Raw genomic sequence first — 17,204 nt, 5'->3', positions numbered from 1 at the left:
CCTGTCCAGGGGCTTTTTTTATGGTTTCAAACGAAGACAGACTTCCAGTTTTAGTAGGTTGCGCAGAATAGTTTCTTTTTTGCGTGGGAGATTTCTGAATCTATTTATCCGGCATTCTTTTGCTGCTCCCGCTGCTTAGTATTCGCTTTTTCAATGGAAGTGAATCATGCAAGCAGACACTGAAGAAAAAACAAAAGACCGAATAGAGTTGAAGTCGTCTGCCGAGGACTGTCATGTCGCCGGCTTCGGCGATCAGTATGCCGCTTACCTCGAAGGGCCTGATGGCGACGCGTTCTATAATGGCAGGCTGCTGATGGGGATCGGCTTTATCATCGTTGCTGTAGGCATCGCGATAAAGATTTTTGGTCCATCTGTCATCTACTACGACAGATGGGTAGGCCTGAGCTTTTTCCAGTACGTCCAACTGAACCCCGGCCTCATAATCATCGTCGGTTCTGTTTGTGTTGCATGGTCTCGCAAACTGCTTTCAAGGAGACCCATGAGTCGCGAGACTTACTTGCTAGCCCACTATCTTGTTATAGGGGCGGATGGCGCTGATATCAGCAGTGAGATTCAAATTCGCCACTTGAGTGATGACAGGTTTCATATATCTGTAGATCCATCGCCAACTTAATCAAATACCACATCAAACAAGCCACGCTTGTGCATCCAAAGCGTGGCTTGTTGCGTTTACTTCTCGCTTAAAGCTCGCCCTCTACCCCCGCGCAAATCGCAACATATCCGCGTTCACCTGCGCTTTATGAGTATCTGTCAGCCCATGGGGTGCCCCTGGGTAGACGATCAGTTCAGCGTGTTCGATCAAGCGTTTGCTCTCAAGCCCCGCCGCCTGGATCGGCACGATCTGGTCATCGTCGCCATGGATGATCAGGGTGGGGATGTCGAATTTCTTCAAATCCTGGCGAAAGTCGGTTTCCGAGAAGGCCTTGATGCTGTCGAGGGTGTTTTTATGGCCACCCATCATGCCTTGCATCCAGAAAGCGTCGATCAGCCCCTGGGACGGTGTGGCGCCGGGGCGGTTGAAGCCGAAGAACGGGCCGCCGGCCACGTCCTTGTAGAGTTGCGAACGGTCGGCGATGGAGCCGGCACGGAGGCCGTCGAAGACTTCGATTGGCAGGCCCTTGGGGTTGGTCTCGGTTTTCAGCATCAGTGGTGGCACCGCAGAAATCAGCCCGGCCTTGGCCAAGCGTTGGGTGCCGTGCCGGCCGATATACCGGGCGACTTCGCCACCGCCGGTGGAGAAACCGAAGAGAATCACGTTGTTCAGGTCCAGATGTTCGATCAGTTCGGCGAGGTCGTCGGCGTAGTGATCCATGTCATTGCCGTCCCACGGCTGGCTGGAGCGTCCGTGCCCCCGTCGATCGTGAGCGATGGCGCGAAAACCATTCTCGGCAAAGTGCAGCATCTGTGATTCCCAGCTGTCACTGGAGAGCGGCCAGCCATGGCTGAAAACTACCGGTTGCCCACTGCCCCAGTCCTTGTAGTACAGGGTGTTGCCTTCGCGAGTCGTGAGAGTAGCCATGTCGATCGTCTCCAATGAGTGCTCAGGGAATCAGGCTGAGGGCTGTGCCGCCAGGAACTCGGCGGTGGACACCACGCTGGCGTAGGCAAAACCCAGGGCCGACATGAAGGCAGCGTGTACTTGGGCGGCGGGTACCACCTGGCCGTTGAATTCCAGGTCGCGGGACGCGCAGGCGTCGTGGATCACCGTGACGTTGTAGCCAAGATCCGCCGCAGCACGGGTGATGCCGTCGATGCACATGTGGCTCATGCTGCCGACCACCACCAGACTCTCGATGCCTTGCTGGTCGAGGATTGACTGTAGTTCGGTTTCACGGAACGAGTTGACGAAATGCTTGAGCACCACCGGCTCGTCGCTGCGATTCAGCACCTTGGGGTGCAACTTGGCGCCATCGGAGCCTGGGGTGAAGAACGGGGCATCGCTGGAGGTGAACTCGTGGCGTATGTGCACCACCGGGTGGCCGGCCTCACGGAACGCCTGGAGCAGTTTTACCGCGTTGTCGGCAGCCGCATCGGCGCCGACCAGCGGCCATTTACCCTGGGGGAAGTAGTCATTCTGGATATCGACTACGATGAGTGCTTGCTTGGCCATGGGTGTTTCCTCGGAAGTGGGTGTGGGCGCCAGTATTGCGGCGCAGGGACGCTTCGAGGATTGGCCGCACCGACAATAGAAGGGGGAAAACTGACAATGGGCATAGAACGCGCAGTCGCCGAGTTGGGCGTGCTGATCTATCCCGGTGCACAGCTGGCGGCGGTCCACGGTTTGACCGATCTGTTCGGCGTCGCCAATCGCATTGCCGCCGAGCACCAGAGCGCGCAGTTGCCGTTGTTGCGGGTCAGCCACTGGCAGGCCGAGGCCGGACACACCCCGCAGCGCGTCTACGACAGCCATCCAGGTCCTGATGGGACCTTGATGGCGCTGCTGATCCCGCCGTCGATCGGTGGCTTTTGCGAAGGGCAGGCGTCAGCCCCCCTCATCCGTTGGCTGCGCCAGCAACACGCGGACGGCGCAACCTTGGGCGGGGTGTGCGTGGGCTCGATTCTTTTGGCCGAAAGCGGTCTGCTCGATGGCCGTAGCGCGACCACTCACTGGACCTCGGCCAAGCAGTTCGCCGAGCGTTATCCCCGGGTCAAGCTCAACGCCGACACCCCCATCGTCGATGATGGCGACCTGATCACCACCGCCGGCTTGATGGCCTGGTCCGAACTGGGCCTGCGCCTGGTGGATCGTTTGCTCGGGCCCAGCATTGCCACCGGCACGGCGCGGTTCCTGGTGGTTGAACACAGTGACAGCGCCAGCCAGTGCGGCAGCAACTTCGCGCCAATCCTCAGCCATGGCGACGCCGCGATCCTCAAGGTCCAGCACTGGTTGCAAGCCAACGGCGCGGTGGAAGTTTCGTTGAGCGTGATGGCCCAGCAGGCGGGGCTGGAGGAGCGCACGTTCCTGCGTCGCTTCCGCGCGGCCACCGGCTTGAAACCCACCGAGTACTGCCAGCACCTGCGGGTGGGCAAGGCTCGGGAAATGCTCGAGTTCACCAACGGCACCATCGACCATATCGCCTGGACCGTCGGCTACACCGACCCCAGCGCGTTTCGTGCGACCTTCAGGAAAATCACCGGGCTGGCGCCCAGCGATTACCGCAGCAAATTCGGGGTGTCGCCGGCGGCGGTGCTGGCGCGCTAGCACCCTGGATGGATCGTGCAAAATGCCGGAGCGTTGGCGGCGGTCGTGCAGAATAAGACAGGCCAGTTGCCAGCCGTGCTCCCCACGGCAAGCGAATTCACCGCGCATCCGCCGATACCCGGGGTTGGCCTGATCCCTGCACCGCCCTGAGCTACATTCATCACGCGCAGATGGCAGGGGGACACATGACCCCGACTAATCGCAACAGACGGGTGGTGGCCCATTCCGTACGGCCCCAGGCGCCACGGCATGAGGTCGAGACCAACCAGGCGCTGGCGCAGTGGCTGGCGCAGATTCTCGGCTGGCAATATGGCGGCAGTTACGACCCCGACACCCATGCCGGGCGCGACCTGTACCTGTTACCCACGCAAACCCTGATCGGTGCTGCGGCTGCCCGTCAGTTGGGGGTCAAAGGGCCGGATGATCTGTGGGGCGGCTACGTCGACCACCCGTTCATCTGCACCAAAGCCATTACCCATGGTCTATTGAACATGCAGGCCAAGGCCCCCGAAGGCTGGGCCCCCTTGTTTGCGGAGCGGGTCCGCCAGGTGGTGCTGGAGGGCATCAGTGTGTTCTCCCTTGACGATGCCCAGCCCGCGGCCGAGCAACTGCTTGAACGTGGCCCGCTGCGCCTGAAACCCATACACGCCTGTGCCGGACGCGGTCAGGAAGTGATCAGCCACCTCGCCGCCTTCCGGCAGATCCTCGGTCGGGCCGACGCTGGCGAGTTGTTCAGCGGTGGTGTGGTGCTGGAGCAGGACCTCAAGGAGGTCATCACCCACAGCGTCGGCCAGAGCTTCATCGGCGACACCGTACTCAGTTACTGCGGCGAGCAATACCTGACTGAAGATGGTCTGGGCGAAAAAGTCTACGGCGGCTCGGACCTGCTGGTGGTCCAGGGCTACTACGACGACCTGCTCACGTTGCCATTGGCCGACGACGTGCGCCTGGCCATTGAGCAGGCGCAGGTGTTCGACGTTGCGGCGGACGAGGCCTACCCGGGGTTTTATGCCTCGCGGCGCAACTACGACATCGCCCAGGGCCTCGATGCCCGGGGCCAGCGTTGCAGCGGTGTGCTTGAGCAGTCGTGGCGCATGGGCGGGGCCAGCAGTGCGGAAGTGGCGGCGTTGCAGTGTTTCGTCAACCACCCGGGTTTGCCGGCGATTCGCGTGTCGTCGGTGGAAACCTACCACGACCAGCCCTTGCCGGCCGGGGCCATCGAGGTCTACCGCGGCCCGGCGGAAAACAGTGATTTTCTCCTCAAGTACGTGACGGTCAAACCTTATGACGGCTAGAAGCGAAACCATTGAAATCGAGATCGACGACGAACGCATGAGCGGGACCTTTCTGAGCCCCAAATCCAAAGTCCCGGGTGTGTTGTTCGTGCACGGGTGGGGCGGCAGCCAGGAGCGCGACCTGGAGCGGGCCAAGGGCATTGCCGGCCTGGGCTGCGTGTGCCTGACCTTCGACTTGCGTGGGCACACGGGCGGCACGGGAATCCCGCTGAGCCGAGTGACCCGCGAAGATAACCTCAAGGACCTCCTGGCCGCCTACGACCGCCTGCTCGCCCACCCGGCCATCGATACGTCAGCGGTGGCGGTGGTGGGAACCAGTTACGGCGGCTACCTGGCGGCGATCCTCACCACGCTGCGCCCCGTGCGCTGGCTGGCGCTGCGGGTGCCGGCGCTGTACCGCGATGAACGCTGGCACACCCCCAAGCGCGACCTCGACAAGCAGGACCTGCTGGACTACCGCAGCACCCTGGTGCACGCCGACAGCAACCGAGCCCTGTACGCCTGCTCGCAATTCACCGGCGATGTGTTGCTGGTGGAGTCGCAAACCGATGATTACGTCCCCCATGCCACCATCATGAGTTACCGGGCAGCGTGCCAGCAGACCCACTCCCTGACCCACCGCATCATCGATGGCGCCGATCACGCCCTCAGCGAGCCCGTGGCCCAACAGGCCTACACCTCGATCCTGGTGGGCTGGATTACCGAAATGGTGGTGGGTGAACGGTTGAGCCTCATCCAGTCCACCTGACAGGCTTTCTTGGTGGGAGCGAGCCTGAACGCGATAGTGGTGGGGCAGGCACCAGCGATGTTGGCTGTGCCGGCCCCATCGCGAGCAAGCTCGCTCCTACAGTGAAACTGGGCGTTCAGGAGGGTTTTTTCTCGATCCGCAACGCCTTGGCCTTGGCTTCCACCACCAGGTACATGGCCACCGTGATCAACAGTGGCAACAGGAAGTAGATCGCCCGATAAGCCAGCAGCCCGGCGACCAGGCTGCCGCGAGAAGCCTGGTGCTGCAGCAGGGCGACAAACACCGCCTCCAGCACCCCGAGCCCCGCGGGGATATGGGTAATCACCCCGGCGATGGCACTGATCAACAGCACCCCCAGCACCAGCGGGTAGTCCAGTGTGCTCGGCAGCAGGGTGAAAATCACCGCCGCCATCAGCGACCAGTTCAAGGCCCCCAGGGCCAGTTGCAGCACCGCCATGCGCAGTGATGGCAGGTTGATCTCAACCCCACGAATCGACCATTCACGACGGCTGGAAAAGCGGCACGCCGCCAGGTAGCCGGCGCTCACCAGCAGCAACAGCAGGCCCACGCCCTGCAAGGCCGTGCTGCTGAGTTTCCAGCCCGGCGGCATGTGCACCAGGCCGCTGCTGAAGATCGCCCCGGCCACAAGCATGTAGCCAAACCAATTGGTGGCCAGGCTCAGGCCCAGGATCTTGGCGATGTTGCCCTTGCTGACCCCCAGCCGCGAGTACAGGCGATACCGCATGGCGATGCCGCCGACCCATGCGCTCAGATTGAGGTTGAACGCGTAGCTGATCACCCCCACCGGCAGGATTTGCCGCCAGGTCAGGTTTTGCCCGATGTAGGTGCGGCCGATCAGGTCGAAGCAGGCATAGGTGAGAAAGCTCAGCACCGTAATCGTCGAGGCGATGATCAGGGTCCGGACCTTGAAATCCTGCAGTGTGTCGAACACTTCGCTCCAGTCGATGCGGCGGGCGAGCAGGGTGAACAACACAATCAGCAGCAGGAAAAACAGCGCCGTGAGGGGCTTTTTCAGGCGCTGCCAACGGGACGGCGCGTGCTCGGCGGCCGCGGGGGCGTCTTGGCTTTCAGCGCGATTCATGGGCGTCATCCGGCACCTGGCCCGTAGGCGTGAAAGGCTGCAGGCGCGGTTTGTGCGCCGGCAGCCAACCGGCCCAGGCGGGGAAGTGCCGCAGGCAGTGGAACACCAGAAAGCCAATGGTCATGCGCCACAGCCGTCCCCGGGATTGCTGGTTGGCCGGCATGACCTTGCAGTGATGCTCACTCAGTTCATCGAGGCGCTCACCCAGCTCGCGGTTGAAGGCCCGGTCACGAATCAGCACATTGGCTTCAAGGTTCAACGACAGGCTCAAGGGGTCCAGGTTGCTCGAGCCGACGGTGCTCCAGTCCTCATCCACCAAGGCGACTTTGCCGTGCAGCGGGCGGTCGCAGTACTCATAGATCTTCACCCCGGATTGCTGCAGGTAGTCATAGGTCAGGCGGGCCGCCAGCTTGGCCACCAGCATGTCCGGTTGCCCCTGCAGGATCAGCCGCACCTCGACCCCCCGGCGGGCGGCGTTGCGAATTTCGCGCAGCAAGCGGTAGCCGGGGAAAAAGTAGGCGTTGGCGATGATCACCCGGCGTTGGGCGCTGCGCAGCACCTGCAGGTACACGTCTTCGATGTCCCGGGGGTGATCGCGGTTGTCGCGATAGACCAGGCGCACCTGGCCATCGTGATCGCTGAACGCCAGCTCGCTGCGCCGGTGCTTGCGCCGCAGCCAGCCAGACCGCGCCTTGTCAGGGCGGCCACTTTGCACCAGGGCAAAGTGATGGATGTCGACCACCGCCGGCCCTTCGACCTGCACCGCATAATCCTGCTTGGCCTCTGGGCCGAAGTCGGCCAGGTGATCGGCGCTGAAGTTGATGCCGCCGATAAACGCGATGCTGCCGTCCACCACCACGATCTTGCGATGCAGGCGGCGGAACCAGTTGGTGCGGATACCCAGGCGCCGGGGGGCCGGGTCGAACATCTGCAGGTGCACGCCGGCATCACACATCGCCAGGAGGAATTCGCTGGCCAGTTCACCGCAACCAAAGCCATCGAGGCTGACGGTGACGCGCACCCCACGCCGCGCCGCCTCGATCAGGATCTGCTGCAGCTCGTTGCCGACCTTGTCCTCGAACAGGATGAAGGTCTCCAGCAGAATCTCGCTCTTGGCCTGGCGCAGGGCCTCGAACACCTTGGGAAAGTAGGCCTCGCCATTTTCCAGTAACACCACGCAGTTGTTGCCGTGCCAGCCATAGTCCAGGTCGACGAGGGCGCGTCCGACCGCCGCCGATTCGGTGGCGGTGGCCTGGGGCTCGAGCAGGTTTTTTTCCAGCGGGGTGCTGTTCATAGCTCAATCTCCACCGACAGCGGAACGTGATCGGAAAGGTGCGACCAGGGGCGCGCCGCCAGCACCTGCGGGCGATGGGCCTTGAGGTTGCGCACGTAGATGCGGTCCAGGCGCAGGAGCGGCAGGCGGGCCGGGAAACTGCGCGCCGATTGGCCATGGTGCTCGCGGAACACCTCGCGCAGGCCCAGCGGCTGGAGCAAGGCGTCGGCGCGCTGGCGCCAGTCATTGAAGTCGCCGGCGACGATCACCCGGGCGTCGGCCGGCAACGCTTGCAGACGCTTGGTCAGCAGTTGCAGCTGTTCGTCGCGATGGGCCTGGTGCAACCCCAGGTGCACACACATGGCATGCACCAGCTGGCCTTCACCGGGCAGGCGTAACACGCAATGCAGCACGCCACGGCTCTCATGACCGCTGATGGAGACGTCGAGGTTGTCGTGACGGATGATCTGGAATTTCGACAGCAGGGCATTGCCGTGGTCGCCTGCCGGGTACACGGCGTTGCGCCCATAGGCGAACTGCGGCCAGAGGCTGTCGGCGAGGAATTCGTACTGGGGCATGCTCGGCCAGTTGCTGTAGCGCCGGGGATGATGCTCATGGGTGCCGTGCACTTCCTGCAGGAACACCACGTCGGCGCCGACACCGCGCACCGCTTCACGCAGTTCGGGCAGGATGAAACGCCGGTTCAAGGCGGCGAAGCCCTTGTGGGTATTGACCGTGAGCACGGTAAAACGGCGTACCGAGGTCTGGCTTGTATTCGTTGCATCGGCCTGCTCGTCGCTGGTGTCAAACGCCGCCATGTGTGATCCCGCCTGATGGTCGTCGGGCTGCCCCCTGTTTGTGGATGACTGTGGGCCGGGGCGGAAAGTTTCGACGGCGTTACGGGCGGTCGAGCGCCCAGGTGGTGAAACCTTCATGAGGTTTCACCGATCTACGCTTGTAGCGACCGCTCAAGGCTGCGATCTTCTGCACACATCCCCCTGTCAAAAAGGAGCACCGCGTTTTGCCTCGAATCAAAACCGCGATAGGGCTCGCGCTACTGCTGTGTTGCGCCAGTCCAGCCTTGCAGGCGAATGCACTACCGGCCATTGCGGCGATTACCGGCAAAGAGCCAGCCGCTGCGGCCAAGACCGAACCGTTGGTGCAGGGTGGCCTGCTGGGCGCCATCAGTTCGAGCATCGACGACGTCCAGGAAAAGCTCGATCTCAACGAGCACCTGGTGCAAGCCTGGCGCCTGCGCGCGGACCGCGCGGTGGACGAGGTGGACCAACTGGTCAATCAGCCTTCGCCGCGTTCGAGCTGGAGCGTGGTCGGCGATTTCCTCCTGCTGAGCGTGGTGTGGGGCGGGGTGTTTGCGCTGCTCTGGTTGCTCGGTGGCCTGCTGGCCCGGCGTCTGGCCCGCAATCGCCTGTTGCTCACCCGTGAGCGCGGCCAGGCGCTGCTCGGTTACCTGCTGCCCTACACGCTGCCCGCCTTGGTCAGCCTGCCCCTGACCCTGTACCTCAGTCATTTTTTGCCTACCTCGGCAGGTCGGGCGCTGGCCTTGAGCCTGGCCTATGCCACCAGCGCCGGGATCTTTGTCGCTTCGCTGTTGCTGTCGCTGGTGGTGCTGTTCAACGCCGGGCACAAGCGCCCGGCCGTGCGCATCCTGCTCAAAAGCAGCCCGCGGCCGTTGTTCGCCATGGGCTTTCTGGTGGCCCTGAGCGACGCCTTGACCAGCCCGCAGATCGCCAATCGCCTGGGAGACAACCTGACCAGCAGTATCGCGGTGTTCACCGGCATGTCGGCGTCGATCATCTTCGGCCTGCTGGTGATTCGCCTGCGCCGGCCGGTGGGCCAGTTGATCCGCATCCTGCCGCTGGCCCAGCGCCAGAAACAACCGGCCTTGCGCGAGACCCTGCGGATCTTCTCCGGGGTCTGGTACTGGCCGATCCTGTTGATGGTGCTGGTATCGCTGATCAACCTGATCGGCATCGGCGACGACAATCAGAAAGTCCTGCGCTGTGCCTTGTTCACCACCCTGCTGCTGATTGCCACGGTGTTTGTCAGCACCATGCTCCAGCACCTCTTCAAGTCCCGCAGTGCGCTGGCGGTGCAGCGCAGCGGTGCCTACAAGGAACGTTTCCTGAGCCTGTCCCACGCCTTGCTGCGGATTGTCATGGCCATCGCCTTCATCGACATCCTGGGACGGATCTGGGGCGTATCGTTGTTCGAGTTCGCGGTCAGCAATGCCATTGGCCGGGCGATCAGCGACTCGTTGAGCCGCATCGGCCTGATCTTCCTGGTGACCTGGCTGGTGTGGGTGGTACTCGACACGGCCATTCAGGAGGCCTTGAAGCCGCCGGTCAACAAGCGCAATGCGCGCCAGCCCAGTACCCGGATCAAAACCATCCTGCCGCTGCTGCGCAACGCGATGAAAATCATCCTGGTGGTGATCTGCGCAATCACCACCATGGCCAACCTGGGGATCAACGTCGCACCGTTCCTGGCCGGTGCCGGGGTCGTGGGGCTGGCAATCGGTTTTGGTTCGCAGCAACTGGTGCAGGATGTGATCACCGGGTTATTCATCATCATCGAAGACACCCTGTCGATCGGTGACTGGGTGGTGCTCGACTCGGGGCACGCCGGCACGGTGGAGGGCCTGACCATTCGTACCCTGCGCCTGCGCGACGGCAAGGGCTTTGTGCATTCGGTGCCGTTCGGCCAGATCAAGGCGGTCACCAATCAGTCGCGGCAATTCGCCTTTGCGTTTTTCTCGGTGCAGTTCACCTACGACACCGATGTCGACCAGGCCATCGCGCTGATCCACGACGCGGGCCGTTCGATCAGCGAAGACCCGTTCCTCAAGTACAACCTGCAAGGTCCGCTGGAAGTGTTCGGGGTCGACAAGATGGACCTCAACGGGGTCGTCCTGACGGCGCAGTTCCGCACCGTTTCCGGCGGCCAGTATGCGGTGAACCGGGCATTCAACCTGCGCTTGAAAAAGCTTGTGGATAACTGCCCCTGGGTGCATTTCGCGCAGACTTACCCACAGCAGGTGCTGCTGCATGAGCGGCACCTGGACCGGCCCGAAGACAAGCATGAGGAGGCCATCGGCACCAGGGACAACTCAGCGCTGCTGATGCCCAATCCGAGCCACAGCGCCTAAGAGCCCGACAGCCCATGGTCGGCCACTGGGGTGAGCCGGTACTGGGTCAGCTTCTGCTGCAGCGCGCTGTGCTGTGGCAGGTCCAGGTGCAGCCAGTAATGCTGCACGCCGGCGATCTCCGCTGCCGCTGGCACGCCGTCGCGGTACACCAGTCGATTGCTGGCCAGGGCCGGGACTTTCTGCCCCGGCAGCAAGGTGCCGGCCAGGTTCAGCGGATCAACCCCACAGACGCTGACCAGGCTGCCGTCATGGGGCCGGCGACGGACTTCGCGCAAGAGGGGGATGGCTTCGGGCAGGGCGAACTGTTCGCCAGCCAGGCCACTGACAAAACGTCCGCCGCGGATCTCCCCGCGTGCCTCCAGGCGATGAAAGGTGCGCAGTAATTCCCGCCAACTGGGCAGCCAGTCCGCTTCGCGCTCCAGCAAGCGCCAGAACACCACACCGTAGCGGCGCAGCAAGGTCATGGCGATATGCTCAAGGGTGTCTGCGGGTGTGCCGCGCGGGGCATCGCTGACGGGGGCGGCCGTGCGGCGCAGCAGGGCCCAGCGTCCAGCATCGTCCATCCCGCCGACCAGCGGCCCGCGCCCGCGTCGGCTGCTGCGGGCCAGGCGTTTGCTCGCCGGGGTGATTAGCGCGCGCAGGCCGGCGAAGCTGTCGGCATTCACCAGGCCGGCGCCGACCAGCTCCTGCAAGGCGATCTCCAGTTCACTGCGCAGCAGGTGCGCTTCGTGCAACAACTCATCAAAAAACAGTGCGCCATGCTGGCTCAGGGCCTGATGGACTTTCTGGGTCTTGGGCGACAGATCCTCGACCTGTGCCTGCGGGGTCAAGCTGCTCCAGAGTGGCACTTGCGCCCTGGGCAACAACAGGATCGGCGTGCTGCGCAGGGCCACGCTGGTCGCCTTGTGGCGCGCGCTCAGGCGTGTCCAGACCAGCTTGCCGCTGCGGCACAGCTCATCGAGCCAGGTGGCCGAGTAGCCTTTGAGCCGCGCCGGCAACAGGTCGCTGTCCCAGGCCGAAGCTGCCGCCGGGTAGCCTTCGAACTGCGCGACAATCACCGGCAACATGGCGCTGCCTTGGCCCTGGGTTGCCGGGGACACGTGCTGCCAGTCAAACAGAAACCGCATGAAGTCTTGCAGGGCCACCGGCTCGATTTCCCGGCGCAGGCGCTTGACCGTGTAGCGGTGGATCCGCGCCAGCAAATGCCGCTCGCACCATTGCTCCTGCGTCACTCCCGGGCTGAAGTGCCCGCGCAATACATAACCGTCGCGCTCCAGTTGGGCCAGCGCTTGCTCGACCCGTCGCGGCGCCAGCCCCAGGGGGCCGGCAATTTCATCCAGGGGCAATGGGCCGAAGGCACTGAGGCGGGCGCGAAGCAGCTCCACCCGCGCCTCATCAGGTGTCCACTGCTCGTCAAAGCCTGGTAACGGGTGCAGCGGCGGTTGCAGCAGCGCCTGTGGATAAATTCCTTGCAGGCAACTCAGGCGCTCCAGGGCCAGCCACAGGCCATGCTCGGCATCGATGGCCAGGCGGCTGGCGCGACCTTGCTCGGCGAGCTCCCGCAGCCAGGGCAACCATAACCCGTCCTCTAGCGCCTCGCGGTCGGTGATGGCCCCCAGGCTCATCAGCGCCTCATGCATTTCATCGACGCTGCCGGGGTGTGGCCAGGCTTCTTCGCGCACCGACTCGATGGCCTGCGGGTCCAGAGCGCCGAGGTCATCGGTCGACTGCGGATCGCTCCAGCGGCGGTTGAGCACCGCTTGCGTGCGACGCTCTTCCAAAGGCGCATCGTCGAGGAAGGTGTAGGGCCGTGCGTTGAGGATTTCCGCCGCCAGGGGCGAAGGGGCGGGCAGGTCGCGGCTGATCAGCCGCAGTCCGCCCTGCTCCATGCGCCGCAGCAAGGCCAGCCAGCCGTTGCAGTCCATGGCTTCGTGCAGGCAGTCGTCGAGGGTTTGCTCAACCAGCGGGTGATCGGGGATTTCCCGTTCGCCGGCGAGGTTTTCCAGGCAGGCGATCTGGTCGGGAAACACACTGGCGATCAGGTCCTCGCTTTTCATTCGCTGGATCTGCGGCGCCACCTTGCGGCCACCGCTGTAGCGCGGCAGTGCCAGGGCCACGCCGGCATTCCAGCGCCAGCGCACGCCGAACAGCGGGGCGTCGAGCACCGCCTGGATGAGGATGTGCTCGGCGCTGTTGCTGTGCAGGTAACGCCAGACGTCCTGCAGTTCAAAACTGTGGCTGGTGGACAGCGACAGCACGATGGCGTCCTCGCTGGCGGCGGCCTGCAATTCGAAGTTGAAGGTGCGGCAGAAGCGCTTGCGCAAGGCCAGGCCCCACGCGCGGTTGATGCGGCTGCCGAAGGGCGAGTGGATGATCAGTTGGGTGCCGCCGGACTCGTCGAAAAAACGCTCCATCAGCAGCGTGTCCTGGGACGGCAGGGCGCCGAGGGTCAGGCGCGCCGGCGCCAGGTAGTCCACCAGTTGTTCGGCGCAGGCCAGGTTCAGGCCGAGGGTCTCGGTCAACCAGGCCAGGCTCGGTTGCAGGTCGCCGGGCGTGGCGCCCAGCAGTTGATCGAGCTGGGCGTGCAGGCGCGCCACGGCATAGGACAGCTCGGCGCTGCGCCCCGGCGCTTCGCCCAGCCAGAACGGGATAGTGGGCGGCTGGCCCTGGGCGTCCTCGACCCGCACCTTGCCGGTTTCAACCCGCAGGATCCGGTAAGAGCTGTTGCCCAGTTGAAAGACATCGCCGGCGATACTCTCCACCGCGAAATCTTCATTGACGCTGCCGATGTTCAGCCCCTGGGGCTCCAGCAGCACGCTGTAGTCGGCGTTGTCGGGAATCGTCCCGCCACTGGTCACGGCGGTCAGCCGGGCCCCGCGTCGGCCGCGCAAGGAGCCGCTGACGGCGTCTCGGTGCAGGTACGCACTGCGGATGCCCTGGCGGCCGTTGTAGCCTTCGGCGAGCATCTTCAGCAAGGCCTGGTAGTGCGCCTGGTCCAGCCCCGCGTAGGGTGAGGCGCGGCGCAGGGTGTCGAACAGCGCCTGCTCCTGCCATTCCTGGCAACTGACTTCGGCGATGATCTGCTGGGCGAGTACGTCCAGCGGTGCGACGGGGATCAGCAAGGTGTCGAGCTCGCCCCGGCGCACGCAGTCGAGCAGGGCGGCGCATTCGATCAGGTCATCGCGGGTGGTGGCGAACAGGCGTCCCTTGGGCGTGCCGCCGACCTGGTGCCCGGATCGGCCGACCCGTTGCAGGAACCCGGCAATCGAACGGGGCGAGGCGATCTGGCAGACCAGTTCGACGTCGCCGATGTCGATCCCCAGTTCCAGCGATGCGGTGGCGATCAGCACTTGCAGTTCGCCACGCTTGAGCCGTTGCTCGGCGTCCAGGCGAAATTCCTTGGCCAGGCTGCCGTGGTGCGCGGCCACCGCGTGCTTGCCCAGGCGTTCGCTGAGGTGGCGGCTCAAGCGTTCGGCCAGGCGCCGGGTGTTGACGAAGACCAGGGTGGTGCGGTGCTCGCGGGCGAGGCTGGCGATGCGCTCGTAGACCAGCTCCCAGACATCGTTGGCCATCACCGCCGACAACGGCACCGGCGGCACTTCGATGTCCAGGTCCCGGGGGCGGGCGTGGCCGATGTCGACGATGTCACAGGCGCGTCCCGTGCCCACCAGGAACCGCGACACCGCGTCGATGGGCTTTTGCGTGGCAGACAGGCCGATGCGCAGCAGCGGCTCGCTGCACAACGCCTGCAAGCGCTCCAGGCTCAGGGCCAGATGGCTGCCGCGCTTGCTGGCGGCCATGGCGTGGATTTCATCGACGATCACCGTACGGGTGCTGGCGAGCATCCGCCGGCCCGAGTCGGAGCCGAGCAGCACGTAGAGCGATTCCGGGGTGGTCACCAGAATGTGCGGCGCGCTTTTGCGCATGGCCGTGCGCTCTTTTTGCGGGGTGTCGCCCGTGCGCACGGCGGTGCTGATCTGCAGGTGCGGCAGTCCCTGCTGTTGCAGCTGCGCAGTGATACCGGCCAGCGGAGTCTGCAGGTTGAGCTGGATGTCGTTGGACAGCGCCTTGAGCGGCGAGACGTAGACCACCTGGGTTTCGTCAGGCAATTCGCCGCCCAGGGCCAGGCCTTGCCGGACTAGGTCATCGATGACTGCCAGAAACGCGGTGAGGGTCTTGCCGGAGCCGGTGGGCGCGGCAATCAGGGTCGAGCGGCGCTGGCGGATCAAGGGCCACGCACGCGCCTGGGCGGCCGTGACCGTCGGGAAGGTGCTGCGGAACCAGGCGCTGACGGCGGGGTGAAAGCCGTCGAGGACGCTGTCGGCGGACTCGGGGAGATTCATGGGCTCAGTTATGCGACCGCCCGGGCCAAGTTGCAAGTGCGCGCGCTGCGTTGCCCTTGGCCGCGGTGGCAAAGACCGCGGTTGGCAGTTTATAAGTGACGGTTGCGCATTAAACCCGCAAAATGTAACGATTCCGGCAACTCTCAACGGCAACGCCTGTGGGCGCTGTCGCTACACTCATCGTTTCAAACAGACTGGGCCTGCTGACTCTATGCGAATGCGCCTTATGTTACTGGGTGGCGGAAATGCCCTTGGGCAGGCGCTGATTCGCCTCGGTGCGGAGGAAGACATCGGTTTCCTCGCCCCCCGTCCACCGCAAGACGGCTGGGATGCCGCGAGCCTGACCCAACTGCTCGACGACACTCGCCCGGACGCGCTGATCAATCTCGCCTACTACTTCGACTGGTTCCAGGCCGAACAGGTGCCCGAGGCGCGTCTGGCTGGCCAGGAGCGCGCGGTCGAGCGCCTGGCGCAATTGTGCCAGCACCACAACATCGTCCTGCTCCAGCCTTCCAGCTATCGGGTGTTCGACGGCTCGCGGGCCACCGCCTACAGCGAAAAGGACGAGCCGGTGCCACTGGGCCTGCGTGGCCAGGCGTTGTGGCGCATCGAGCAGAGCGTGCGCGCGACCTGCCCGCAACACGTGATGCTGCGTTTTGGCTGGTTGCTCGATGACAGTGTCGACGGCGCGCTGGGGCGTTTCCTGGCCCGTGCCGAACAGCCTGAAGAACTGCTGATGGCCGACGACCGACGGGGCAACCCAACCCCGGTGGACGACGCCGCACGGGTGATCATTTCGGTACTCAAGCAACTCGATTGCGCGGCACCGCTGTGGGGCACCTATCACTACGCCGGACACGAGGCGACCACGCCGCTGGCGCTGGGCCAGGCCATCCTCGCCGAGGCCCGCACCCTGCATCCGCTGGCCATCGAAGCACCGACCGCGCAGGCCCATGCCGCGCGTCCGGATGCCGCCGAAGAACCGCAGCACGCGGTCCTGGCCTGCAAGAAAATTCTGCACACCTTCGGGATCAAGCCTCGCGCCTGGCGTGCCGCGCTCCCGGGCTTACTGGATAGGTTTTATCGTCATGGCTGAAGGCCCTGTATTAATCACCGGCGGTGCCGGTTTCATTGGCTCGCACCTCGCCGACGCCTTGCTTGCCAAGGGCTATTCGGTGCGGGTGCTCGATGACCTGTCCACCGGCAAGCGCAGCAACCTGCAACTGGACGATCCACGAATCGAGTTGATCGAAGGCGACGTCGCCGATGCGGCCCTGGTGGCCAAGGTGATGGTCGGTTGTTGCGCAGTGGCGCACCTGGCCGCCGTGGCGTCCGTGCAGGCCTCGGTGGACGACCCGGTGCGTACGCACCAGAGCAACTTCATTGGCACCCTCAACGTCTGTGAAGCCATGCGCCAGGCCGGGGTCAAGCGCGTGCTGTTCGCTTCGAGCGCGGCGATCTATGGCAACAATGGCGAAGGCCAGTCGATCGACGAAGACACCGCCAAGGCGCCGCTCACGCCCTACGCCTCGGACAAGCTGGCAGGCGAGTACTACCTCGATTTCTATCGCCGCCAGCATGGCCTGGAGCCTGCGGTGTTTCGCTTCTTCAACATCTTCGGCCCGCGCCAGGATCCGTCGTCGCCGTACTCCGGGGTGATCAGCATTTTCAGCGAGCGCGCGGTCAAGGGGCTGCCGATCACCGTCTTCGGCGATGGCGAGCAGACCCGGGATTTTGTCTATGTCGAAGACCTGGTAGACCTGCTGGTGCAGGCTATCGAAGCGCCCACGCTGGAAGTCGGTGCGGTCAACGTCGGCTGGAACCAGGCCACCACCCTCAAGCAGATGCTGCAGGCATTGCGCGAAGTGGTGGGCGACTTGCCGCCGATCACCTACGGCCCGGCCCGTTCGGGCGATATCCGCCACTCGCGGGCGAACAACCAGCGCCTGCTGCAGCGCTTCACCTTCCCCGAGCAAACGCCGATGAACGTCGGGCTGGCCCGCCTGCTGGGTCGCTAGGCATTTTGCGAGCGTAAAAAAGGCGCCTGTCGAGGC

General features: G+C 64.1%; 13 protein-coding genes. 7 read left to right on the top strand and 6 right to left on the bottom strand.

Translation table 11 applies throughout. From position 1 onward, the window contains the following. The first annotated feature begins 166 nt into the window (after nucleotides 1–166). Entirely contained in the window at nucleotides 167–634 is a 468-nt protein-coding gene (locus H7995_RS27355) for a YidH family protein (RefSeq protein ID WP_185819241.1), read from the top strand. Nucleotides 635–715: 81 nt separating this feature from the next. On the opposite strand, the gene H7995_RS27350 is transcribed toward H7995_RS27355, so the two are convergent. Continuing rightward, on the bottom strand, nucleotides 716–1,540 hold the full coding sequence (locus H7995_RS27350; RefSeq protein WP_185819240.1) for an alpha/beta fold hydrolase: 825 nt from the start codon (nucleotides 1,538–1,540) through the stop codon (nucleotides 716–718). 30 nt (nucleotides 1,541–1,570) lie between these two features. Further along, nucleotides 1,571–2,131 carry a cysteine hydrolase family protein gene (locus H7995_RS27345; RefSeq protein ID WP_166591479.1) on the bottom strand — a complete coding sequence of 187 codons (561 nt, stop codon included), beginning with the start codon at nucleotides 2,129–2,131 and terminating at the stop codon, nucleotides 1,571–1,573. Nucleotides 2,132–2,227: 96 nt separating this feature from the next. On the opposite strand from H7995_RS27345, the gene H7995_RS27340 reads away from it, so the two are divergent. The 3 genes from H7995_RS27340 (at nucleotide 2,228) to H7995_RS27330 (ending at nucleotide 5,266) form a co-directional block, all read left to right on the top strand. Beyond that, on the top strand, nucleotides 2,228–3,223 hold the full coding sequence (locus tag H7995_RS27340; RefSeq protein ID WP_182342554.1) for a GlxA family transcriptional regulator: 996 nt from the start codon (nucleotides 2,228–2,230) through the stop codon (nucleotides 3,221–3,223). Between the two features lie 185 nt (nucleotides 3,224–3,408). After that, nucleotides 3,409–4,518, top strand: coding sequence for a DUF3182 family protein (locus H7995_RS27335; RefSeq protein ID WP_185819239.1), 1,110 nt, complete (start codon nucleotides 3,409–3,411; stop codon nucleotides 4,516–4,518). Continuing rightward, nucleotides 4,508–5,266, top strand: a complete 759-nt coding sequence (locus H7995_RS27330) for an alpha/beta hydrolase family protein (protein WP_166591476.1) — start codon at nucleotides 4,508–4,510, stop codon at nucleotides 5,264–5,266. The genes H7995_RS27335 and H7995_RS27330 overlap by 11 nt, the downstream gene beginning before the upstream one ends. Before the next feature lie 115 nt (nucleotides 5,267–5,381). Here the strand turns inward: H7995_RS27330 and H7995_RS27325 are convergent, their stop codons facing one another. The 3 genes from H7995_RS27325 to H7995_RS27315 are packed head-to-tail and all read right to left on the bottom strand — an operon-like array spanning nucleotide 5,382 to nucleotide 8,459. Further along, the gene (locus tag H7995_RS27325; RefSeq protein ID WP_185819238.1) at nucleotides 5,382–6,368 is read right to left on the bottom strand and encodes a lysylphosphatidylglycerol synthase domain-containing protein; all 987 of its coding nucleotides are present in this window, start codon (nucleotides 6,366–6,368) and stop codon (nucleotides 5,382–5,384) included. After that, a complete protein-coding gene (clsB, locus tag H7995_RS27320; RefSeq protein ID WP_185819237.1) occupies nucleotides 6,355–7,662 on the bottom strand; it encodes a cardiolipin synthase ClsB in 1,308 nt (435 codons plus the stop codon). The genes H7995_RS27325 and clsB overlap by 14 nt, the downstream gene beginning before the upstream one ends. Next, the gene (locus H7995_RS27315; protein WP_166591473.1) at nucleotides 7,659–8,459 is read right to left on the bottom strand and encodes an endonuclease/exonuclease/phosphatase family protein; all 801 of its coding nucleotides are present in this window, start codon (nucleotides 8,457–8,459) and stop codon (nucleotides 7,659–7,661) included. The genes clsB and H7995_RS27315 overlap by 4 nt, the downstream gene beginning before the upstream one ends. 203 nt (nucleotides 8,460–8,662) lie before the next feature. Between H7995_RS27315 and H7995_RS27310 the strand changes: the two genes are divergently transcribed. Further along, the gene (locus H7995_RS27310) at nucleotides 8,663–10,807 is read left to right on the top strand and encodes a mechanosensitive ion channel family protein (RefSeq protein WP_185819236.1); all 2,145 of its coding nucleotides are present in this window, start codon (nucleotides 8,663–8,665) and stop codon (nucleotides 10,805–10,807) included. Here the strand turns inward: H7995_RS27310 and H7995_RS27305 are convergent. Continuing rightward, entirely contained in the window at nucleotides 10,804–15,150 is a 4,347-nt protein-coding gene (locus H7995_RS27305) for a DEAD/DEAH box helicase (protein ID WP_185819235.1), read from the bottom strand. The genes H7995_RS27310 and H7995_RS27305 overlap by 4 nt on opposite strands. Before the next feature lie 211 nt (nucleotides 15,151–15,361). Between H7995_RS27305 and H7995_RS27300 the strand changes: the two genes are divergently transcribed. Next, nucleotides 15,362–16,246, top strand: a complete 885-nt coding sequence (locus tag H7995_RS27300; protein WP_166591470.1) for a sugar nucleotide-binding protein — start codon at nucleotides 15,362–15,364, stop codon at nucleotides 16,244–16,246. Further along, nucleotides 16,239–17,168 carry an NAD-dependent epimerase/dehydratase family protein gene (locus H7995_RS27295; RefSeq protein WP_159998169.1) on the top strand — a complete coding sequence of 310 codons (930 nt, stop codon included), beginning with the start codon at nucleotides 16,239–16,241 and terminating at the stop codon, nucleotides 17,166–17,168. The genes H7995_RS27300 and H7995_RS27295 overlap by 8 nt, the downstream gene beginning before the upstream one ends. Nucleotides 17,169–17,204: the final 36 nt, after the last annotated feature.

The organism is Pseudomonas kielensis (assembly GCF_014236655.1).
Lineage (GTDB): Bacteria > Pseudomonadota > Gammaproteobacteria > Pseudomonadales > Pseudomonadaceae > Aquipseudomonas > Aquipseudomonas kielensis.
Note: the sequence above shows the minus strand (reverse complement) of the source record. Positions and strands in the feature narration are given on the sequence as shown.